We start from the raw sequence: 20,769 nt of genomic DNA, 5'->3' as shown, positions 1-20,769 counted from the left end.
CCGGGATTCGGCAACCCGTTCACCCGGGTTGCCGAATCCGGCCTTCACCAACCCGAAAGATCCGCGTAACGCGGCGTCCTCGCCCTGTTACGCTGGGGCGTGATAACGGCGAGCAAGAGGAAAGAATTCTCCTCGGAATTCGGCCGTCCATAAACAGGGCTGTGCGGGTGTGGGCGATGAACGAACGAGGCGCGGATTCCGTACGCCCAAGCCACTGGGCACTGCTCTTAGCGGGCGTCGCGTTGATCGCCCTAGACGCCAGGCTCGCCGCCGGTTGGGGCACGTTCCGTCCGCTGTTCTACACCAAGGAACTGGCGCAGGTCGGAGCATGGCTGCTGACCGGCTTCTTAGCCGTGCGGGTGCGGCCAAGGCGACCCATGGGCACGCTGATGCTGCTCCTCGGCCTGCTCCTGGCCTGCACCGCCCCCGCCGCATTCGCGCTGGACCCGACCCCGGAATGGCTTCGGCTGCTGGTGATGGTGTCGTCCTGGCTGAACGCCTTCCAGCTCCCGCTCGGCGCACACGTGTTCCTCGCCTACCCGACCGGAACGCTGCGCGACACGGCCGGGCGCCGTGTGGTCGCCGCGGGCTACTGCTACGGCACGTTCCACGCCGTCGTCCTCGCCCTGGTGGGCATGCCACGACCGGACGGAACCTGCCGCGACGTCTGCGACCCCATCAAACCGATCGACGACACCACCCTCAGCAACACCATCGGCCTCCTCGCGACGGCGGGCGGAGGGGTGCTGGTCGTCATCGGCGCGTCGGTGGTCGTGCGCCGCTACCGGTCGGCCGGATGGCAGGAGCGGCGAATGCTCGCCTTCCCCTCCCTCGCGATGATCGTGACGGCGTCGCTGTTCACGCTCGTGAGCGTGCAGGGCGCACTACTGCCATGGGTCTTCCACCCCGTCTTCGACGGCACGCTCGCGGTCGCGCAGTTCGTGGCGGTGTCGTCCATCCCGGCCGCGTTCTTCCTGGGCCTGCTGCGTGAACGGCTGGACGAGGCGCGCGTGTCCGACCTCGTCCGCGAAATCGCCGAACTCCCACCCGGACGACTCCAAGCCAAACTCGCCGCAACCCTCCACGACCCCGGCCTACGGATCGCCTTCCCACTGGACGGCGGATACGTCAGCGCCGAGGGCACACCCGTAGAGGTCCCCGCCCACGACACCACCACGGCGATCACCACGATCGGCGACCCGGACGACCCGGTGGCGGTGCTGATCCATCACCCATCTCTGCACTCCGAACCACGACTGCTGGAGGCCGTGACCGAGGCGACCCGGCTCGTCCTGGAGAACACCCGCCTCCAGGCGACCGCACGCGCCCACCTCACCCAGGTCCGAGCACTGCTCGCACGGATCGTCGCGGCCGAGGACGCCGCCCGCCACCGACTGCAACGCGACCTGCACGACGGCGCACAGGCCCAACTGGTCTGGGTCGGAACCGAGTTGGCGCGGGTGCGCCAGGCAGCCGACCGCACCGTCCCACCCGGCCGCCGCGACGAACTAGACAAGGCGATCAATGAAGCGGAAACGCGCCTACGCGACGCCCTGCGCTCCCTACGGGAGTTGGCCCGCGGAATCCACCCGGCGGTGCTGACCACCGAGGGACTCCGTGCCGTGCTGCGCGAACTGGTCAGACGCGCCGACGGCCCGGTCCGCCTCCACATGGACGCCCCACTCACCGACCTGCCGGAACCGATCGCCCTCACCGCCTACTTCGTCGTCAGCGAGGCGCTCACCAACGCATTACGCCACGCCGGAGCCGACCGTATAGACATCACCGCCGGACTCGCGGACGGCCAGGTGACCGTCCAGGTCGCCGACAACGGAACGGGCGGCGCCACCGTCCGCCCCGGCTCCGGCCTCGCCGGCCTCCACGACCGAGTGACGGCCGTAGACGGCACCCTGGATCTACACTCCGAACCCCACGAGGGAACCGTCCTAACCGCCGTAATCCCCTGCCCAGGCCGCTTCGCACAGCAACGGGACCACTGACCGCGTAACAGCGGACGGCTTCGGAGATCTGCCCTCATACCCCGCGCAGGAGACCGTTCTGACCGCTATGTTGCACACGAGATCCCCGACCCTCCTCACCCCTCCGCGGGCCGCAGCACCAGCGGTACGTACGAACACCCCCAAAGCCACCAATTGCCATCTCCTGAACTCGCTCCTTGACACCTCAACAGAGTCGAACTTCAGCGACACACCGGCCTCTTCCGCACTACCGGAGGTCCGCTGAAAACCACCCGCAAAACCTCCCAGCCCCACCGCCGATGACCAGCACCTTTACCTTGGCGTCCTCATCGCCCCTACGAGGGATCGCAACAGGTCGTTATTACCGGCTAGGTCCGCAGCCTCCTGTCCTCATCGCCCCTACGAGGGATCGCAACGGGAAGCGTCGAAGGGGCGGATCCGTTTCCGGTACCGTCCTCATCGCCCCTACGAGGGGTCGCAACTCATATATTCCCTCGGGAAGCCACGTACTGAATGATTCGGTCCTCATCGCCCCTACGAGGGATCGCAACAATTTGCTGGCGAGGATCGTGGGAATGGTCGGAACCGTCCTCATCGCCCCTACGAGGGATCGCAACATCAAGTTCTTCGGCCTGTGGAGCGCGGAGTTGGGGTCCTCATCGCCCCTACGAGGGATCGCAACAGGAGGATGTTGAGGGCGGCGGCGCCTTGTCGGGGCCCGTCCTCATCGCCCCTACGAGGGATCGCAACGCGGTGGGGTCCTGGCGGAGGGTGAGGACCTCACCGAGGTCCTCTTTGCCCCTACGAGGGATCGCAACACGCGGCGGTGCCGGGTGACCCAGCCGATCGCGTCGGTCCTCATCGCCCCTACGAGGGATCGCACCCAGGCGACCGTTCGGCCGCTGGTCCTCATCGCCCCTAACGAGGGGTTGTAACTTTCGAGCATATGTAGACGAATGAGGCGGTGTCTTGGCGTGGGTGGTCGCCGAGGACGGTCAACGTGGCGGTGAATTTGCGGCGTCCCTCGCCGTGCAGACGCCACAGCAGTCGGACGGTTGCCCGGGTACGGTCCCGCTCGACGCCGTGGCGGCGCGGTGGTTCGGGGGCGTCCTCGTCGCTGCGCCACCACTGGTAGGTGATCTCGCCGGGCGTGCCATCGGTGGTGAACGTGCCGGTGATGGTGACCTCGCCCCCACAGCGTGGACGCGGGTCGTCCACCTTGACGTCCACCGCGGTCACGACCGGGTCGGCCTGCTCGGCGGGCCGGTTCGCCCAGGCGAGCAGGGCGCCAGCCAGCGCGACCGGCAGCAGAACCGCCCATAGGACGCGGGCGCCGCGCCGTCGCCGCCGGGGCTTCGGCGGGACGTAAACGGTTGTCCCGTCGAAGGCGTCCGGAAGCTTTTTTGTGGTGTGCACATCGGTCGTGGTCCGCTCGGCGGCCTGAGCCCGCGTCGGCGGGGGGACGATCGCCTCGATCATCACGTTCGGCGGCATCTGCGGCATGGTGGAGTTGCCGCTTGCCGACTCCAGCATCTCCAGTAGCTCCGCTGCGGTCGGGCGGTCGTCCGGGTCTTTGCGCATCGCCGCGGCTACCACGCTGCGCAGGTTCGGCGGCAGCCCGCCGAGGTCGGGTTCCTCGCCCATGATCTGCCCGACCATCTGCTGGAGCGTGTCGCCGCCGAACGGGCGGTGCCCGGTGCCCGCGAACACGACCACCCCGCCCCAGGCGAAGATGTCGGACGCGGGCCCCGGGCTGTTGAGGAGCTGCTCGGGCGCCATGTAGGACGGGGTGCCCACGGCCTGACCCTGGCTGGTCATGCGGGTGGCGTCCGGCGTGCGCGCGATCCCGAAGTCGATCACCCGTGGGCCGAACCGGGACAGCAGTACATTGCCGGGCTTGAGGTCACGGTGCATGATCCCGGCGCCGTGCACCCCCTTCAGTGCCGTGGCCACCGCGACCGCCAACTGGTGCAACTCGGCGCCGTACAGGGGTCCGTCGCCCGCCACCAGCTCATGCAGCGTGGGACCGTCGATGTACTCGGTGACCAGGTACGGGACGGGTGCGTCCGGATCGGCGGCCAGCACCTCCGCGGTGGCGAACGCGGGGACGCGCATCGCGCATTCGGCCTCGCGACGGAAGCGCGCGCGGAAGTCCTCGTCGCGGGCCAGCTCCGCGCGGATCGCCTTGATGGCGACCAGCCGTCCGTCGCGGGCCCGCCCGGCGTAGACCCGGCCCATGCCGCCCTCACCGAGGACACCTGTGGTGCGGTATTCGCCGAACCAATGCGGGTCCTGCGGCCCCAAAGGCCTGGTGCGACCGGACGTCCCGTCCGCGATCATCGAAACTCCTCGGCTTGGTGGGGGGCTACTTCCTCGGCACGACCCGGCCTCGTCCGGCATGCGTCGGCCGAATCCCGGACGGCGCCGTCGACGGCTCGGGCTCCGGTTCCGGCTTCGCGGGCTCGTCCGGCTCGTCCGACCCCTCCCCAGGCTCCGGCTCCTCGGGCTCAGGCTCAGGCCTGGGCTCGGGCTTGGGAGCCGGTTCCGAGGGCGGCTCTTCCGGCTTATCCCGCGGTGACCCGGTGGGATTGCCGCTTGTGCTCGGGCACGCGCGAAGAATGGGATTGCACGGCTCCTTCCCGTCGCCGCCTGGAGTCCGTCCGCCCGGACTATGTGCACGGAGGGCGAAACCGGAGATCGTGACCGTGGCGCCGAGTCGGCCCGCGCGGTCGGACACCTTCAGGGTCGTGCTGTGCTCACCCGGCTCCGTGGGCGCGAAGATCACCAGGGCCTCGCAGGTCGCGGCGTCCTGTGGGCAGGACTCGGGCGGCTTGAGGTGGAACGCCGCTGTGTTGGTCAGCGCCATCGAGGCGGCGTCGTAGCACCAGTCCCACGGAATGGTGATGACCGTCCCTGACCGCTTGCCCACCCTGGTCTTGGGGAACATGTACTGCTCCCCGGCGACACCCCGCGCACACGACCGCGACGTCCGAGCGGTCAGTGGCACCGTTACCGCCGCCCGTCCCGTCTTGTCGGGGACGATCAGCGTCGTGGTGAACGTCCCGGGCGTCCGCGGGCTGAAGCCCACCGGCACACGGCAGGTGGCGCCAGGCGACGCCGGACAATTGGAGCCCTCACCAAGTACAAATGCCGAGCCATCAGACAGCCGGATCTTGTCGGCGTCGAAGCACGAGTCCCACGGGATGGTGACGACCTTCCAGTCCGTCTCGCCCGGCTCGGTCGCGTCGAACTCCGGACTTTGAATGGGCACGTCACGTCGCGGGCAGGGCTCGGCGGGTCGGACGGCCGTTCCGGTCAGGCGCAGCGTCACGGCCGTCCCGCCGCTCACCGAGGGCACCACGACGGTCGCGCTGTAGGAACCCTCGCGTTCGGTGGGACGGAACGTCACCCGGAACCGGCACAGCGACTCCGCGCCCGGCGGCGGGCACGAGATGAGTACCGGCGCCCCGAACGCGGAGGCCCCGGCTCCCTGGACGGACATGGCCTGAACGTTGTCGCACGCCCGCCGGGGGAAGGTGAATTCCTCGGACACCGTCCGTCCCATCTGGACGGAACCAAAGTCATGGGACGGAAGAGTGAAAGGCGGGCACGGCGCCCCACCGGTTTCCCCAGGCCGGTCTTTGCCCCCTGACTTCGTCGGCCCGCCCTTGGACACCGTTCGAGACCCACCTTTCTCGCCAGGGCTCGGTGCCGAGGACGTCTCCGGCGTGGGTGGCACGGGTGTGGAGGGCCCGGGTGTGGGCGGCGCGGATGTCGGCGGTGGGGGCGTGGACGGTGCGGGGGTGGGCGGCGGCGTGGGTGTGGGCGCGGGCTGTGTGGGTTGTGGCTTGGGCCGCGACACCTCTTTGATCGTCGTGTCGTCCCGCAGGACCCATACGCCCGAGCCGACCAGCGCCATCAGGACCAGCAGGCCCACGCAGAGAAGCGCCAGGTTGGATCGGAGTGGCCGCTTGGCCTGGTCCATCGCGGCGTTCCGCGCGGAGGCCCGTAGGGACGGCGAAGCGACGGCGGCCACGGAACCGGCGGCTGCGGGACCCGCGACCGCCTCGGTGGTGAGCGTCGTGTCGGCGATGCTCGTTCCGCCCTGTGCGGCGCCGGGTCCGGCGCCGCTCGACCGCAGTGCCAGCGCCGCCGCGCCAAGGACGACCACGCCGCGGCTCTCCCAGTCCTCGCCGTACTGCTCCTGGGCCACCGCCTCGAGTTCCTGGACGAACTCCGCCGCGCCCGGCGGACGCTCGTCGGGGTTCTTGGCCATCCCGCGTGTCACCAGCCCGCGCAGCGCCGCGGGCACCAGGTCCACCGGGACCGGTTGGTGTACGTGCTGGGCCATTAACACCAGGTCCTGGTCGCCCCGGTAGGGCGGTCGTCCCGCGACGCATTCCACGAACACGCAGGTGGCGGCGTAGACGTCGGCGGCGGGCCCGGCCGGGTCGCCGTTGCACTGTTCCGGCGCCATGTAAGCGGCGGTGCCCGCGACCGACGCCTCCCCGGAGACCGACGCCACCCCGAAGTCGATGAGCTTGCTGACGCCGTCGTCGTCGACGATGACGTTGTCGGGTTTGTAGTCGCGGTGCACGACTTCGGCGGCGTGCGCGGCGGCCAGCCCCAGCAGGGATCCCTTGAGGACGGCCAGCGCGGCCTCGGGCGGCAGGGTGGAATGGCGGCGCAGCAGCCGGGTCAGCGAGACGCCCTCGACGGCGTCCATCACCAGCGCGATGCCTGTGGTGCCCCGAACAAGAGCGTGCAGGCGGACGACGTTCGGATGGTCCACCGCCGCCATGATCCGGGCCTCGCGCTCGTCCGGCACGCGCGGTGCCGTCCGCTCCTCCGTGGCCACGTATTTGATCGCGACGAGGGTTCCCGCCTCGTCGTCGCGGGCCAGCACGACCCGTCCATGCGCCCCGGCCCCGAGTTCCCCCAACTCGGTGTATCCGGGCACCCTCCAACCGCTCATATCCGCTTCCCCCTGTCAAGCACCAGATTTCCCCATCGGTGAGACAGTTCAGGCTACGGTCGGCGCCTTTGATCACACATCACCGGTTGTCTGGAACGCGCCTAGTGATAAATGGTGAATTCGCCGCCGCCGGATGGCCTTCTGCGAAGATCGATCTAGGATTGGCGGGGCGCGGTGGCCGGTCGTCGAGGGGGATGTGTCATGCGTGTGCTCGTGGTCGACGACCAGCTCATCACCCGGGTGGGGCTGCACCAGTTGCTCACCGAAGAGGGGCATCAGGTGGTCGGAATGCTGGACCATCCAGACAAGGTGGCCCCGGCGGTCTCCACGCTTCGTCCGGACGCGGTGGTCCTTGATCTGGTAATGCCCCCCGACTTCAAGGACGAGGGCGTCCGCGTCGCCCTGGCCCTGCGCAGCGACCACGCCCGCCTCGGAATTTTGGTCCTCTCCGATCACGCCATTCCGGAGTGCGCGGAACGGCTGCTGGCGAGCGGCGAGAAAGGCACCGGATATCTCCTCAAGGAAAGGATCATGGTGCCTTACCAGTTGAGCCGGGCGCTGACGCATCTGGCCGGAGGCGGCACCGTCATGGAACCGGAGCTGGTCGGCGACCTGATGCGGGCCCGCAGCCGTGACGAGCGGCTGTCCGGGTTGAGCGGCAGCGAACGGGAAGTACTGCGGTTACTCGCCGAGGGCCTCACCGACCGTGGCATCGCCGAGCGCCTGCACGTGTCGAAGAACACCGTGAGCACGCACGTCAGCCACGTCTTCGACAAGCTGAACCTGCCCCGCAGTTCGCTGGACAACCGCCGGGTCCTGGCGATCTTGACGTATCTCCAGCGCGACGACTGACCCTCACCGAGGGGACGAAGGTCCCTATCGAGGGATTAAGGGCGTCCGTCAGGGTGAGAAACGCGGAAGCCGATCATGGCTGCCGGTTGGCTCTGGACGATGACGGAAGCGGTGGCACGGTGACGAAGACGGGACAGGAGAGCGCGCCCCGTCCGGCGGGCTCCGGGCGGGTCGGAGGCGATGCCCGGCCCATGCTCATGCTGGTGGTGGCCACCGTCGGGTTCGCCGTAAACTTCTGGGCGTGGGCGCTGCTGAGCCCCCTCGGGCCGCGCTTCAAGGACGAGTTGACGCTGTCGTCGTTCGAGACATCGCTCCTTGTGGCCGTGCCTGTGGTGGTCGGCTCGGTGGGACGAATTCCGGTCGGGGCGCTGACCGACCGTTTCGGCGGACGCCTGATGTTCCCGCTCGTCTCGCTGATCACGATCTTCCCCGTCCTGTATCTAGGCCTTTGGGGGCATTCCTCGCTGGCCGCGCTGCTGGTGGGCGGTTTCTTTCTGGGCGTGGGAGGCACCGCGTTCGCGGTCGGGGTCCCGTTCGTGAACGCGTGGTTCCCGCCGGAACGTCGCGGGTTCGCGGTCGGGGTGTTCGGCGCGGGCATGGGCGGTACCGCGATCAGCGCGCTGACGACCGTGAAGCTCATCGACTGGCGGGGAACGGCGGTTCCGTTCGTCCTGACCGCGGTGCTGCTGGCGGTGTACGCGGCCGTGGCCTGGACGGTGTTGCGCGAAGCCCCGGGCCGGACACCCCCGCGCGAACCGCTCACCAAACGCTTGGCGGCAGCGGCCCGACTCCCCGTCACATGGCAGGCGTCCGCGCTGTACGCGGTGGCCTTCGGCGGCTATGTGGCGTTCTCGGTGTACCTGCCGACATACCTGAAAACCGAGTACGGGTTGTCGCAGGCCGACGCGGCTAACCGGATGGCGGGCTTCGTGTTGCTGGCCGTCCTGATGCGTCCCATCGGCGGATGGCTGTCGGACCGGATCGGGCCGACACGGGTGCTCGGCGCCGCATTGGCGGTGACGGTCGCGGGCGCGCTGGTGCAGGCGTTCGCGCCGCCGCTGATGCCGCTGGGAACGATCGCGTTCCTGTCGATGGCGGCGGCGCTCGGCACGGGCAGCGGCGCGACGTTCGCGCTGGTGGCCAGGCTGGCGCCACCGAACATGGTCGGCGCGGTCACCGGTGTGGTCGGTGCCGCGGGTGGTCTGGGCGGGTTCGTTCCACCGCTGGTGATGGGGACGATCTACGGCGTCCTGGACTCCTACATGCTCGGCCTCCTCCTGCTGGCGATCGTGGCGGGGGCCGCGGCGGTGTTCACCGCCACGGTGGTGCAAAGAGCCGCGAGCCGCGGGCCCGCCGCCTGACGAGCAGTGACAAGATCCGCTTCGTTTGACAGCCTTCGCGGAGCGGACGACGAAGCGACCGAAGGGACTCCAAGGTTGAGTTCGACGAGGGGCCGGCCGGGTCTTGACGGGCCGTTGGAAGACGCGCTGGTGAGCACGCGCAGGTACTTCACCCGGGCGCGGGTGTCGCCGGACCTGCGGACGGTGACGAAGAAAGGCGGCCGTCAGGCGGACGCGTTCTACCGGGACCGCTGGTCGCATGACAAGGTCGTGCGCTCGACCCACGGCGTGAACTGCACCGGCTCCTGTTCCTGGAAGGTGTACGTCAAGGACGGCATCATCACCTGGGAGGCGCAGCAGACCGACTACCCGTCGGTGGGCGCGGACCGTCCCGAGTACGAACCCCGCGGCTGCCCGCGCGGCGCGTCCTTCTCCTGGTACACCTACTCGCCGACACGCGTGCGATACCCGTACATCCGGGGCGTGCTGCTGGAGATGTACCGGGAGGCGAAGGCCCGGACGGGCGACCCGGTCGCCGCATGGCGCGAGATCGTCTCCGACCCGGAGCGGTCCCGCACCTACAAGGCCGCGCGGGGACGCGGCGGCCTCGTCCGCGCGTCCTGGGACGAGGCGACCGAGATGATCGCCGCCGCCCACGTCCACACGATCGCCGAGTACGGCCCCGACCGGGTCGCCGGATTCTCCCCGATTCCGGCGATGTCGATGGTGTCGCACGCGTCGGGCGCCCGGTTCGTTTCGCTGCTCGGCGGGACGATGCTGTCGTTCTACGACTGGTACGCCGACCTTCCGGTGGCGTCCCCACAGGTGTTCGGCGACCAGACCGACGTCCCGGAGTCGGGCGACTGGTGGGACGCCGGATACCTGATCATGTGGGGTTCGAACCTGCCGGTGACCCGCACCCCCGACGCGCACTGGATGACCGAGGCCCGCTACCGGGGACAGAAGGTCATCGCGGTGTCCCCGGACTACGCCGACAACGTCAAGTTCGCCGACGAGTGGCTCGCCGCGCAGCCCGGCACGGACGGCGCGCTGGCGATGGCGATGGGGCACGTCATCCTCAAGGAGTTCTTCGTCGACCGGCAGGTCCCGTACTTCACCGACTATGTGAAGCGGTACAGCGACCTGCCGTTCCTGGTGCGGCTTGAGGAACGCGACGGCGTTCACGTCCCGGGCAAGTTCCTCACGGCCGCCGACCTGCCGGGCGCCGAGGCGGAGTCGGAGAACGCCGCGTTCAAGACCGTGATCCTGGACGCGACGACCGGGCACCCGACCGTCCCGAACGGGTCGCTGGGCTTCCGGTACGGCGAGGCGGGCAAGGGCAGGTGGAACCTGTACCTCGGTGACACCGACCCCCTCCTGTCCATGGAAGGCGACGAATCGGTCGAAATCGAACTGCCCCGCTTCGACGGCCTCGACGGCACGGCAGGGACGCTCCGCCGGGGCGTGCCGGCCCGCAGGGTCGGCGGCCACCTCGTCACCACGGTGTACGACCTCCTTCTGGCCCAGTACGGGGTAGGACGGGATGGTCTGCCCGGTTCATGGCCGTCCGGGTACGACGATGCCGCGCATCCAGGCACCCCCGCGTGGCAGGAGGCCATCACGGGCGTCCCCGCGCAGGCCGCCGAGCGGATCGGACGCGAGTTCGCCGCGAACGCCGAGGACTCCCGCGGCCGGTCGATGATCGTGATGGGGGCGGGCACCAACCACTGGTTCCACTCGGACACGATCTACCGGACGTTCCTCGCGCTGACCACGCTGACCGGCTGCCAGGGCGTGAACGGCGGCGGCTGGGCGCACTACGTCGGGCAGGAGAAATGCCGTCCCGTGACCGGATGGGCCCAGCTCGCGTTCGGGCTGGACTGGTCGCGTCCACCCCGGCAGATGATCGGCACCGCGTTCTGGTACCTGCACACCGACCAGTTCCGCTACGACCAGTTCGGCGCCGACACCCTGTCCGCGGCCCCCTCGACCAGGCCCGGACGGCTGGCGGGACGGTCGACGGCCGACGTGATCGCGCAGGCGGCGCGGCTGGGCTGGATGCCGTCCTACCCGACGTTCGACCGCAACCCCCTGGTCCTGGCCGACGAGGCGGAGGCCGCCGGGAAGTCGCCCGGCGAGTACATCGTCGACGAACTGAAGGAAGGCAGGCTCAAGTTCGCCTGCCAAGACCCTGACGCCCCCGAGAATTTCCCCCGCGTCCTGACGGTGTGGCGGTCCAACCTGCTCGGCTCGTCCGCCAAGGGCAACGAGTACTTCCTCCGGCATCTGCTCGGCGCGGCGGACGCCGTCCGGGCGCAGGAGGCGCCGCCGGACGTCCGGCCGAAGGAGGTCGTCTGGCGGGACGATGCCCCGTCCGGCAAGCTCGACCTGCTCCTGTCGCTGGATTTCCGGATGACCAGCACCACCGTCTATTCCGACATCGTGCTCCCGGCCGCGACCTGGTACGAGAAGCACGATCTGAACACCACCGACATGCACCCGTTCGTGCATTCGTTCAACCCGGCGATCGGGCCGCCGTGGCAGACCCGCAGCGACTGGCGGGCCTTTCAGACCATCGCCGACCAGTTCAGCCGACTCGCCGAAGAACACCTCGGCACCCGCAAGGACATCGTCGCCGTCCCCCTCCTGCATGACACGCCCGACGAAATGGCGACGCCGCACGGTCGCGTCCTCGACTGGGCGGACGGCGAATGCGAACCCGTCCCCGGCGTCACGATGCCGAAGCTGGTCACCGTCGAACGCGACTACGCAGCGGTGGCCGCGAAAATGGCCGCGCTAGGCCCCCTGGCCGAAAAGCTGGGCGCCACCACCAAGGGCCTCACCTTCGACGTGGCCCAACAGGTCGAATACCTGAAGCACAAGAACGGCGTCGTCCGAGGCGGCCCGGCGGACGGACGCCCGTCCCTGCGCCGGGACGTCCACGCCTGCGAAATGATCCTCGCCTTCTCCGGAACGACGAACGGGCACCTCGCCGTCCAGGGCTTCCGCACCATGGAGGAACGCACCGGCACACGACTCGCCGACCTGGCCGCCGAACACGAGGGCAAACAGATCACGTTCGCCGACACGCAGGCCCGGCCCGTCCCGGTCATCACCTCACCCGAGTGGTCCGGCTCGGAAACTGGAGGCCGCCGCTATTCGCCGTTCACCATCAACGTCGAGCGCCTCAAACCCTGGCACACCCTCACCGGACGCCAGCACTTCTACCTCGACCACGACTACATGGCCGAACTCGGCGAACAACTCCCGACGTTCCGGCCGCCGCTGAACATGACCGCGCTGTTCGGTGAACCCGAACTCGGCACGACCGGCGAACTGGGGCTGACCGTCCGGTACCTCACCCCGCACAACAAGTGGTCGATCCACTCCGAGTACCAGGACAACCTGTTCATGTTGTCGCTCTCACGCGGCGGCCCGGTGATCTGGATGAGCGGCGTGGACGCGGCCAAGATCGGGGTCCGTGACAACGACTGGATCGAGGCGGTCAACCGCAACGGCGTCGTCGTCGCCCGCGCGATCGTCTCGCACCGGATGCCCGAGGGCACCGTGTACATGTACCACGCCCAGGACAAACTGATCGACGTCCCGCGCTCGGAGACGTCCGGCCGCCGCGGTGGTATCCACAACTCCCTCACCCGGCTGTTGATCAAGCCGTCCCATCTGATCGGCGGGTACGCGCAACTGTCGTTCGCGTTCAACTACCTCGGCCCGACCGGCAACCAACGCGACGAGGTCACCGTGATCCGCCGCCGTTCCCAGGAGGTGGAGTACTGATGCGCGTGATGGCGCAGATGGCGATGGTGATGAACCTCGACAAGTGCATCGGCTGCCACACCTGTTCGGTCACCTGCAAACAGGCATGGACCAACCGCAGCGGCGTCGAATACGTCTGGTTCAACAACGTCGAAACTCGTCCCGGGCAGGGCTACCCCCGCCGCTACGAAGACCAGGAACGCTGGCGCGGCGGCTGGAAACTCAACAAACGCGGCCGTCTCGCGCTCAAGGGCGGCGGCCGGGTCCGCAAGCTCTTCACCATCTTCGCCAACCCGAAGATGCCGAGCATGGCCGACTACTACGAGCCCTGGACCTACGACTACGAGACCCTCACCAACGCCCCACTCCAGGAGCACACCCCGGTCGCGCGCCCCAAATCCTTGCTGTCCGGCAAGGACATGAAGGTGTCCTGGTCGGCGAACTGGGACGACGACCTCGGCGGCTCCATCGACCACCTGGACAAGGACGTCCTCCTCCAGGAGATCTCCGACAAGGTGAAAACGGAGTTCGACCAGACCTTCATGTTCTACCTGCCGCGGATCTGCGAGCACTGCCTCAACCCGTCCTGCGCGGCGTCCTGCCCGTCCGGCGCGATCTACAAGCGCACCGAGGACGGCATCGTGCTCGTCGACCAGGACCGGTGCCGGGGTTGGCGGATGTGCGTGTCCGGTTGCCCGTACAAGAAGGTGTACTTCAACCACCGCACCGGCAAGGCGGAGAAGTGCACGTTCTGTTTTCCGCGCATCGAGGTCGGCATCCCCACGGTCTGCTCCGAAACCTGCGTCGGACGCCTGCGCTACATCGGCCTGATCCTCTACGACGCCGACAAGGTCCTCGAAGCCGCGTCCACCCCCGAGGACACCGACCTGTACGAAGCGCAACGCCAGGTCTTCCTCGACCCCACCGACCCCGAGGTGATCGCCGCCGCCGAACAAGAGGGAATTCCCGCCGACTGGATCGAAGCCGCGCAACGCTCGCCCATCTACTCCCTCATCAACACCTACAAGGTGGCGCTGCCGCTGCACCCCGAATACCGGACGATGCCAATGGTCTGGTACATCCCGCCCCTCTCCCCGGTCGTCGACGTCGTCCGCGACACCGGCCACGACGCCGAGAACCCGGCCAACCTGTTCGCCGCGATCGACGCGCTACGCATCCCCGTCGAATACCTCGCCGAACTGTTCACCGCCGGGGACACCGAACCGGTCGACGCCGTCCTACGCCGTCTCGCCGCAATGCGCGCTTACATGCGCGACATCAACCTGGGCCGCGACCCCGACGACACCATCCCCGACAGCGTCGGCATGACCGGCGAGGCTATCTACGACATGTATCGCCTCCTGGCCCTCGCCAAGTACGAAGAGCGATACGTCATCCCACCCGCACACGCCGAACAGGCCCACCACCTGGAAGAGCTGGCCACCGACTGCGCCCTCGACTACGAGGGCGGCCCCGGCATGGGCGGCTCCGGCACCGCCGGAGGCTCCGGCCCGTTCGGCGAGGCGTCCGGTCGCCCCAACCCCATCGCGGTCGAGAACTTCCACATGCTGCGCCAACGCCAGACCGCCGACCACCCGGCCGACCCCGCCGACAAGCGCCACCGCGTCAACCTCCTCAACTGGGACGGCAAGGGCGCCCCCGCCGGATTGTTCCCCGAACGCCACGAACCGGGCCCCGACGGGACGAACCCACCCGCCGACTCCGGCGACGCCGAAACGGAGCCGAAACCATGAGAGATCCCCAACTCTCCACGACCTACCAGGTCTCGTCGCTCCTGCTCGGCTACCCCGACACCGAACTCCTGGAACGGCGCCCCCTACTCCGCCGCGCCACCGCCACACTGCCCCCGTCCGTCGCGAAGCCATTGACCCGCGTCCTCGACCACCTGGACACGACACCACAGCCGGACCTCGCCGCCGACTACGTCGCGACCTTCGACCACCGCAGACGCTGCTGCCTGTACCTCACCTATTACGCCTACGGCGACACCCGCAAACGCGGCATGGCCCTCCTCCGCTTCAAGCAGACCTACCAGGCCGCCGGGCTCGTCCTGGACGACGCCGAACTGCCCGACCATCTCGCGGTCGTCCTGGAGTTCGCCGCCACAGCCGACCTGACGGAGGGCCGCCGCCTCCTCGTCGAACACCGCGCGGGCCTGGAACTCCTGCGCCTGTCTCTCACCGAAACCGCGTCCCCGTGGGCCCCCGTCCTAGACGCGATCAGCGCAACGCTTCCGCCCCTGACCGGCCGCATCGAGGACGCCGTGGCCCGCCTCATAGCGGAAGGACCACCCGAGGAACAGGTCGGCCTGGCCCCCTACGGCCCGGTCTTCCTGCCCGATCCGGCTCTAGGAGCGCGCTCATGACCAGTCTCTCCGCCGCCGGTGGCGACCCGGGCGTCACCGACATCCTTCTCTGGGTGGCACTGCCCTATGTGACCGTCGCGGTGTTCGTCCTCGGCCACATCTGGCGCTACCGCTACGACAAGTTCGGCTGGACGACCCGTTCGTCCCAGCTCTACGAACAGCGACTACTCCGCATCGGCAGCCCGCTGTTCCACTTCGGCATCCTCCTGGTCATCCTCGGCCACATCGGCGGACTCGCCATCCCCGACTCCTGGACGGAGGCCGTCGGAATCACCGAGCACACATACCACATCATCGCGGTCGTCCTCGGCACCTTCGCCGGGTTCTGCACCCTCACCGGCCTGGCGATCCTCATCTACCGCCGCCGCACGGTCGGCCCGGTCTTCCTGGCCACCACCCGCAACGACAAGATGATGTACCTGGTCCTAGCGGTGGCGATCACCCTCGGCCTCACCGCCACGGTCGCCGCCAACATCGTCGGCGGCGGCTACAACTACCGCGAAACGGTCTCCCCGTGGTTCCGCTCGGTCTTCTACCTACAACCCGACCCCGACCTCATGACCGGCGTCCCCATCCTCTTCCAGCTCCACGCCCTCAGCGCCTTGGCCCTGTTCTGCATCTGGCCGTTCACCCGCCTCGTCCACATGCTCACGGCCCCCATCGGCTACCTGACCCGCCCCTACATCATCTACCGCAGCCGCGACGAACAACTAGGAATGCACCACCCCCCAAGAGGCTGGGACCGCGTCCCCTAAAAACGCACCGCCCGTAACCGCGGCCTGCCCGAACCCGCACCCCACGACAACAAACCCCACGCCACGGACTCTCCACGGGAGGGACCCCATCGTGCGCCGCGGACTGCCGTCCCCACCGCTGAGAAATTCTCGGACCCGCTCAGGCACCTCAACGGCCTCGATCCCGAGTTCGGCGGCGCGCACCCGCCCATACGCCTGAAGATCCCGCAGCGTCTTCGCGCGCCGGTGCGGACTCATGACGTCCGGGCCGGGGCGAGATCGAGCTGGCGGACGAGGAGTTCGGTCGTCTCCTGAAGGTCGATCAGAGGACGCCGGACGTAGCAGCGCGGAGTGGACCACCAGCAGAAGCTCCGGCAGTGGACCCACACGTTAAGTCCTGGGAGGACGAGAACGGACATGCCGTTCTGCCCCGTACTGCGCGTCCCCTCGAACCCGCGCCGGGCGAGGTTGCCGAGCAGGTGATACGCGGCCGCCGCCGGATGGAGGCGGTAGTGCAGGCCCGGCCAGTCGTGGGGGAGCGGCAGCGCGAACCAGACCGCTTTACCGCAGACGGGGACGGCACTGAACCGCGATCGCGTCGGCGCGGTTCCCCAGTCGGCGGTCACCTCGCGCACGAGTTGAAGCCCCTTGCCATGCTCGTCCAGCGGCTCACCCTCGGCCGCGCTCGGCACAGCCGTCCGATCGCCGTCGAACACGGACACGACAAGCTGTGGCGAAGGCACGGTCCGCGCCCAAACCCACAGCTCCGGCAGCGCCAACCGCCCCGCATACCGCAGCGCGTTGGTCGCCACCTCAGACACGGCGAGCTTCCCGTCCTCGATGACGTCCCGCCCCAGCCGCAGCTCTCCCATCACCTGCCCCAGAAGCCGCCGCGCCACCCCCGGCCCACCCTCATCCCCAGGCAGCCGCCACGCACACAACCCCCCATGAACCAGCCCCCACGCCCCTTTGACCTCCATCGAAGCCCCTTCCCTCACGACGTTTCGTCGTGATCGATACAGAAAGCGACATTTCTGACACTCTCTGTCATGTGCGTTGGGTCACATGATGTGTTCCTCGAGTAGGGGCCGCAACTGTTTTAGGGAAGAAACTAAAGATCAACTTGAGGAGCTTCTTCAAACGACTTGAGAGTCGACTACTCAGCGGGCAGGATCGATTACATGCCAGCCAGACCGCCGACCGTTCGTGAGCGCCGCCTCGCCAGCGAAATGCGCAGGCTCCGGGAATCGACCACGGCGCTTAATCTCGAAGAGGCCGCTGAACAGCTTGGTTGGAGCAAGACCAAGCTGTCCCGGATCGAGAACGCGATCCGCAGAGTCACTGCTGCAGAGGTTCAGCTAATGCTGCGCTTGTATGGCGTAAGCGGACCGCGCTTCGACGCTCTTGTCCGTTTTGCCCGTACAGCGCGGCAACGCGGTTGGTGGGACGTCTATGAGAGCAGCCTGCCTGCGGACTACACCACGTACATGGGGTTGGAGGCTGAAGCCGAGTGGCTCAACTCCTACACGATGGGTCTCGTTCACGGTCTGATGCAGACCGAGGACTACACCCACCATGTGGCCAAGTCGATCTTGATGCGGTTTTCTCCCGCCTCAGAAGTCGAACGCCGCGTCACGGCCCGCATGGCACGACAAAAGGCATGGCTGGAACGTGACGAGCCGACCCGGCTATGGACGATCTTGGACGAGACGGGGCTCCGGCGTGTCATCAGAGACCCGGAGGTGATGCGGGACCAGTACCGGCGCATCATCGAGTTGACTGAGCAACCGAATGTGCTGTTTCAGATCATGCCCCTGGCCGCTGGGGGTCACCCTGGCGTCGTGGGCAGCTTCGCGGTGCTCGGGTTTCCTCAACGTTTCACCCCGAATGTTGCCTACGTCGAGAACATGACGAGTGCCCTCTACGTCGAGGACGAGAAGGAGGTGCATACCTACTCACTGGCGTTCGAGCAGATGGCGGCGACGGCTATGAGCCCCGAGGACTCATTGGCTATGCTCAAGAAGCTAGTGCGACAATGAGCACATGGAGGGACATAATGCCTACCTTCAAGCTTGATCGATCCGTCTTCCGCAAGAGCAGGCACAGTGAGGGCGCGAATGGTTGCGTAGAGACCTGCGTCCGCGACTCGCGTCACTTGATTCGGGACTCCAAGGACCCTCAGGGTGACGTTCTAGTCCTAGAGCAGGCCGTGTGGGCAGCGATGCTGACACAGATCAAGCAAGGCGCGTACGACCTCTGACCCCAGCCGTACTGTGCACCCGGCACCGCTCAGGAGGCGAAGGAGCAGTAGATGATCGGTATTGATCTTAATCGCGTTGCCTTTCGCAAGAGCAGCTACAGCGAAGGCGGTAACGGTTGTGTGGAAGCGGGTTCCCTCGGATCTCGGTGCCTCGTTCGAGACTCCAAGAACCCGGAGGGCGGCGTCCTGGCACTGAGCCCGAGCGCGTGCGCCACGTTGCTGTCGGAGATCAAGCTCGACGCGCACGACCTCTGATTCCGTCGTGCTGTGTGCTTGCGGACGCCCGAGGCGCGCACGTGGTGTGATCTTGCTCGGCAATGACCTAGGAGCGACCATGGTCCACTTTGAAGTCGCACGGGAGAATGATCAGCTTGACCGAGCGTGGCGCAAGAGTTCCTACAGCGGCAGCACGGGTGGTGACTGCGTGGAGGTTGCCGCCGATCACGGCGCGAAGGCGGTGCGAGACTCCAAGAACCCGGAAGGCGACGTCCTGAATCTCAGGCGGGACGCCTGGGCGGCGTTGGTGACGGAGATCAAGCAGGGCGCGCACGACCTCTGATTGTTGGCTGCTGCCGGGTGGCCACATGCCGCATCTTCCGTCAGACTGCGGCATGTGGCTTTGTCTTGATCGAGGAGACATGGAGTGGCTACATGGCCCAGTTCAGTGCTGGAGTGTGGCGCACCAGCTCTTACAGCGGCAGTTCGGGCGGGGAATGCGTGGAAGTAGCGTCACTTGGTGATGCGAATGCCGTGCGGGACTCCAAGAACCCGGAAGGCGACGTCTTGACGCTGAGCCCGGACGCGTGGGCCGCGATGCTGTCGGAGACCAAGCAAGGTACTTACGACCTCTGATCTCAGCCGTGCTGTGTACCGGCGGACGCCCGAGGTGCCGCACGTAACGTGATCTTGCTCGACAATGACCAAGGGAGCAGACAGTGATCCAATCTGAAGCCGCGCGCGAAACGATCACTTCAACGGAGCGTGGCGCAAGAGTTCGTACAGTCAGCCGACCCAATCGGATTGCGTCGAAGCAGCACGAACAAGCTCGGGAACGGCTCTGCGGGACTCCAAGAACCCGGGAGGTGACGTTCTGACACTGGAGCGGGACGCCTGGGCGATGCTGGTGGCGGAGATCAAGCACGGCGCGTACGACCTCTAACGACCAAAGGAGCAGGTCGTGATCGGGTTTGGGTTCCCACGCTAGAAGGGTCACTTTGACGGAGCGTGGCGCAAGAGTTCCCGCAGCGGTAGTACGGGCGGTGATTGTGTCGAAGTAGCGCGGTCGGGGGCGTCGAAGGTGGTGCGGGACTCCAAGAATCCGGCAGGTGGCGTCCTGGCATTGGGGCCGGACGTGTGGGCCGCGATGCTGTCGGAGATCAAGCGGGGCGTGTACGACCTCTGATGCGGGTTCTACTGCCTTCGCGGACTTGGGGTGGCTGGTTGTGCATCGCGGCCATGGCGGTTAGGTGTGGCTAGGCCGGGTGGTGTAGGTAGGACTCCGACCCAGGCCCGGGTGGTGAAGAAGTCCCGGATCTCGGGGGTGGCGCGACGAGTGAGTTCGCGCCGCCGGAGTTGGCCGGGCGTCGGGCTGTGCGTAGCGTTTGACCATGGATGAGCTCGACCTTCTCAAGCGCTCCGATGGTCCGGTCACTCGTAGCAGGCTCGTCCGCGATCTGGGTGAGTTGGGGGTGGCCGAGGGCGACATCGTCATGTTTCACACCGCGATGTCGGCGCTGGGGTACGTCGCCGGTGGGCCCCAGACGATCATTTACGCGCTGCGGGACGCGGTCGGCGCGCGGGGAACGTTGATGGTCACCTGTGGGTGGAACGACGCTCCGCCCTACGACTTCATCGACTGGCCGGAGGAGTGGCAGGCCGCCGTGCGTGCCGAGCACCCCGCCTACGACCCGCTGCTCAGCGAGGCCGACCACAACAACGGCCGGTTGCCCGAGGCCCTGCGCCGCTGGCCGGGTGCGGTACGCAGTCGTCACCCCGACGTCAGCTTCGCCGCACTCGGCCCGGCAGCCCACCTCCTCATGGACGATCACCCATGGGACGACCCGCACGGCCCCGACAGTCCGCTGGCCCGCCTGACCGCCGAGGGCGGCCGGGTGCTGATGCTGGGCGCACCGCTCGACACCCTGACACTTCTGCATCACGCGGAGGCCCTCGCCGAAGCGCCGGGAAAGCGGTTCGTCGACTACGAACAGCCGATCACCGTGGACGGCGAGCGCGTCTGGCGACGCTTCCACGACATCGACTCCGAGAACGGCGCCTTCGACTACACCCCGGTCGTGCCCAAGGATCAGGATCCCTTTGCGGCCATCGCCCGCGACATGCTCGCCGCCGGGCACGGACGCCAAGGACAGGTCGGCGCCGCGACCAGCCACCTGTTCGAGGCGGCCGACGTCGTGAGCTTCGGCGTCAACTGGATCGAAAGCAGACTCGCGGCAGGCTAAAGCGATCAAT

Annotated in this window: 16 protein-coding genes, 2 pseudogenes and 1 CRISPR repeat array; of the genes and pseudogenes, 15 read left to right on the top strand and 3 right to left on the bottom strand. The window is 67.7% G+C overall.

All coding sequences use genetic code 11. The features are described from left to right. Window positions 1–176 precede the first annotated feature (176 nt). Window positions 177–2,000, top strand: a complete 1,824-nt coding sequence (locus tag BZB76_RS01660) for a sensor histidine kinase (protein WP_147449270.1) — start codon at window positions 177–179, stop codon at window positions 1,998–2,000. Between the two features lie 301 nt (window positions 2,001–2,301). Then, window positions 2,302–2,863: direct repeats of the CRISPR family, unit length 30 nt; unit sequence GTCCTCATCGCCCCTACGAGGGATCGCAAC. 34 nt (window positions 2,864–2,897) lie between these two features. Here the strand turns inward: BZB76_RS01660 and BZB76_RS36610 are convergent. Then, window positions 2,898–4,319, bottom strand: a complete 1,422-nt coding sequence (locus BZB76_RS36610; RefSeq protein WP_420534757.1) for a serine/threonine-protein kinase — start codon at window positions 4,317–4,319, stop codon at window positions 2,898–2,900. Window positions 4,320–4,344: 25 nt separating this feature from the next. Beyond that, entirely contained in the window at window positions 4,345–6,954 is a 2,610-nt protein-coding gene (locus BZB76_RS01650; protein ID WP_121432515.1) for a serine/threonine-protein kinase, read from the bottom strand. Window positions 6,955–7,155: 201 nt separating this feature from the next. Between BZB76_RS01650 and BZB76_RS01645 the strand changes: the two genes are divergently transcribed. From BZB76_RS01645 to narI, 6 genes are all read left to right on the top strand, one after another. After that, on the top strand, window positions 7,156–7,806 hold the full coding sequence (locus BZB76_RS01645) for a LuxR C-terminal-related transcriptional regulator (RefSeq protein ID WP_121432514.1): 651 nt from the start codon (window positions 7,156–7,158) through the stop codon (window positions 7,804–7,806). A gap of 119 nt (window positions 7,807–7,925) precedes the next feature. Beyond that, complete coding sequence (locus BZB76_RS01640; RefSeq protein WP_337959727.1) at window positions 7,926–9,167, top strand: MFS transporter; 1,242 nt, start codon at window positions 7,926–7,928, stop codon at window positions 9,165–9,167. A gap of 129 nt (window positions 9,168–9,296) precedes the next feature. Continuing rightward, window positions 9,297–12,941, top strand: a complete 3,645-nt coding sequence (locus BZB76_RS01635) for a nitrate reductase subunit alpha (RefSeq protein WP_246006697.1) — start codon at window positions 9,297–9,299, stop codon at window positions 12,939–12,941. Further along, on the top strand, window positions 12,941–14,674 hold the full coding sequence (narH, locus tag BZB76_RS01630) for a nitrate reductase subunit beta (RefSeq protein ID WP_121432512.1): 1,734 nt from the start codon (window positions 12,941–12,943) through the stop codon (window positions 14,672–14,674). Before BZB76_RS01635 ends, narH begins: the two co-directional genes overlap by 1 nt. After that, entirely contained in the window at window positions 14,671–15,306 is a 636-nt protein-coding gene (narJ, locus tag BZB76_RS01625) for a nitrate reductase molybdenum cofactor assembly chaperone (RefSeq protein WP_121432511.1), read from the top strand. The genes narH and narJ overlap by 4 nt, the downstream gene beginning before the upstream one ends. Beyond that, on the top strand, window positions 15,303–16,061 hold the full coding sequence (gene narI / locus BZB76_RS01620) for a respiratory nitrate reductase subunit gamma (protein WP_121432510.1): 759 nt from the start codon (window positions 15,303–15,305) through the stop codon (window positions 16,059–16,061). Before narJ ends, narI begins: the two co-directional genes overlap by 4 nt. A 233-nt stretch (window positions 16,062–16,294) precedes the next feature. On the opposite strand, the gene BZB76_RS01615 is transcribed toward narI, so the two are convergent. Further along, the gene (locus BZB76_RS01615; RefSeq protein ID WP_121432509.1) at window positions 16,295–16,939 is read right to left on the bottom strand and encodes an ATP-binding protein; all 645 of its coding nucleotides are present in this window, start codon (window positions 16,937–16,939) and stop codon (window positions 16,295–16,297) included. A 282-nt stretch (window positions 16,940–17,221) separates the two neighbouring features. On the opposite strand from BZB76_RS01615, the gene BZB76_RS01610 reads away from it, so the two are divergent. From BZB76_RS01610 to aac(3), 8 genes and pseudogenes are all read left to right on the top strand, one after another. Next, the gene (locus tag BZB76_RS01610) at window positions 17,222–18,079 is read left to right on the top strand and encodes a helix-turn-helix domain-containing protein (protein WP_121432508.1); all 858 of its coding nucleotides are present in this window, start codon (window positions 17,222–17,224) and stop codon (window positions 18,077–18,079) included. Continuing rightward, complete coding sequence (locus BZB76_RS36605) at window positions 18,076–18,300, top strand: DUF397 domain-containing protein (RefSeq protein WP_121432507.1); 225 nt, start codon at window positions 18,076–18,078, stop codon at window positions 18,298–18,300. The genes BZB76_RS01610 and BZB76_RS36605 overlap by 4 nt, the downstream gene beginning before the upstream one ends. Window positions 18,301–18,351: 51 nt before the next feature. After that, window positions 18,352–18,555 carry a DUF397 domain-containing protein gene (locus BZB76_RS01600; RefSeq protein WP_121432506.1) on the top strand — a complete coding sequence of 68 codons (204 nt, stop codon included), beginning with the start codon at window positions 18,352–18,354 and terminating at the stop codon, window positions 18,553–18,555. 79 nt (window positions 18,556–18,634) lie between these two features. Further along, entirely contained in the window at window positions 18,635–18,859 is a 225-nt protein-coding gene (locus tag BZB76_RS01595) for a DUF397 domain-containing protein (protein WP_121432505.1), read from the top strand. A gap of 92 nt (window positions 18,860–18,951) precedes the next feature. Next, a complete protein-coding gene (locus BZB76_RS01590; RefSeq protein ID WP_121432504.1) occupies window positions 18,952–19,152 on the top strand; it encodes a DUF397 domain-containing protein in 201 nt (66 codons plus the stop codon). Between the two features lie 139 nt (window positions 19,153–19,291). Beyond that, window positions 19,292–19,459: pseudogene (locus tag BZB76_RS01585) on the top strand (DUF397 domain-containing protein); the annotation flags it as partial. A gap of 75 nt (window positions 19,460–19,534) precedes the next feature. Then, window positions 19,535–19,702: pseudogene (locus tag BZB76_RS01580) on the top strand (DUF397 domain-containing protein); the annotation flags it as partial. Window positions 19,703–19,907: 205 nt separating this feature from the next. Further along, window positions 19,908–20,759, top strand: coding sequence for an aminoglycoside 3-N-acetyltransferase (gene aac(3) / locus BZB76_RS01575; protein WP_121432503.1), 852 nt, complete (start codon window positions 19,908–19,910; stop codon window positions 20,757–20,759). Window positions 20,760–20,769: the final 10 nt, after the last annotated feature.

It is taken from the genome of Actinomadura pelletieri DSM 43383 (assembly GCF_003634705.1).
In the GTDB taxonomy this organism is placed as follows: domain Bacteria; phylum Actinomycetota; class Actinomycetes; order Streptosporangiales; family Streptosporangiaceae; genus Spirillospora; species Spirillospora pelletieri.
The sequence above is the reverse complement of the archived record's forward strand: the minus strand, read 5'-3'. Positions and strand labels throughout refer to the sequence as shown.

What these genes read in the sequence shown, in the direction of transcription:
- narI (WP_121432510.1), top strand. Translation starts at nt 15,303, where the DNA reads ATGACCAGTCTCTCCGCCGCCGGTGGCGACCCGGGCGTCACCGACATC.
- narJ (WP_121432511.1), top strand. Translation starts at nt 14,671, where the DNA reads ATGAGAGATCCCCAACTCTCCACGACCTACCAGGTCTCGTCGCTCCTG.
- BZB76_RS01610 (WP_121432508.1), top strand. Translation starts at nt 17,222, where the DNA reads ATGCCAGCCAGACCGCCGACCGTTCGTGAGCGCCGCCTCGCCAGCGAA.
- BZB76_RS01590 (WP_121432504.1), top strand. Translation starts at nt 18,952, where the DNA reads ATGGCCCAGTTCAGTGCTGGAGTGTGGCGCACCAGCTCTTACAGCGGC.
- BZB76_RS36605 (WP_121432507.1), top strand. Translation starts at nt 18,076, where the DNA reads ATGAGCACATGGAGGGACATAATGCCTACCTTCAAGCTTGATCGATCC.
- BZB76_RS01650 (WP_121432515.1), bottom strand. Translation starts at nt 6,954, where the DNA reads ATGAGCGGTTGGAGGGTGCCCGGATACACCGAGTTGGGGGAACTCGGG.
- narH (WP_121432512.1), top strand. Translation starts at nt 12,941, where the DNA reads ATGCGCGTGATGGCGCAGATGGCGATGGTGATGAACCTCGACAAGTGC.
- BZB76_RS01595 (WP_121432505.1), top strand. Translation starts at nt 18,635, where the DNA reads ATGGTCCACTTTGAAGTCGCACGGGAGAATGATCAGCTTGACCGAGCG.
- BZB76_RS01660 (WP_147449270.1), top strand. Translation starts at nt 177, where the DNA reads ATGAACGAACGAGGCGCGGATTCCGTACGCCCAAGCCACTGGGCACTG.
- BZB76_RS01645 (WP_121432514.1), top strand. Translation starts at nt 7,156, where the DNA reads ATGCGTGTGCTCGTGGTCGACGACCAGCTCATCACCCGGGTGGGGCTG.
- BZB76_RS36610 (WP_420534757.1), bottom strand. Translation starts at nt 4,319, where the DNA reads ATGATCGCGGACGGGACGTCCGGTCGCACCAGGCCTTTGGGGCCGCAG.
- BZB76_RS01600 (WP_121432506.1), top strand. Translation starts at nt 18,352, where the DNA reads ATGATCGGTATTGATCTTAATCGCGTTGCCTTTCGCAAGAGCAGCTAC.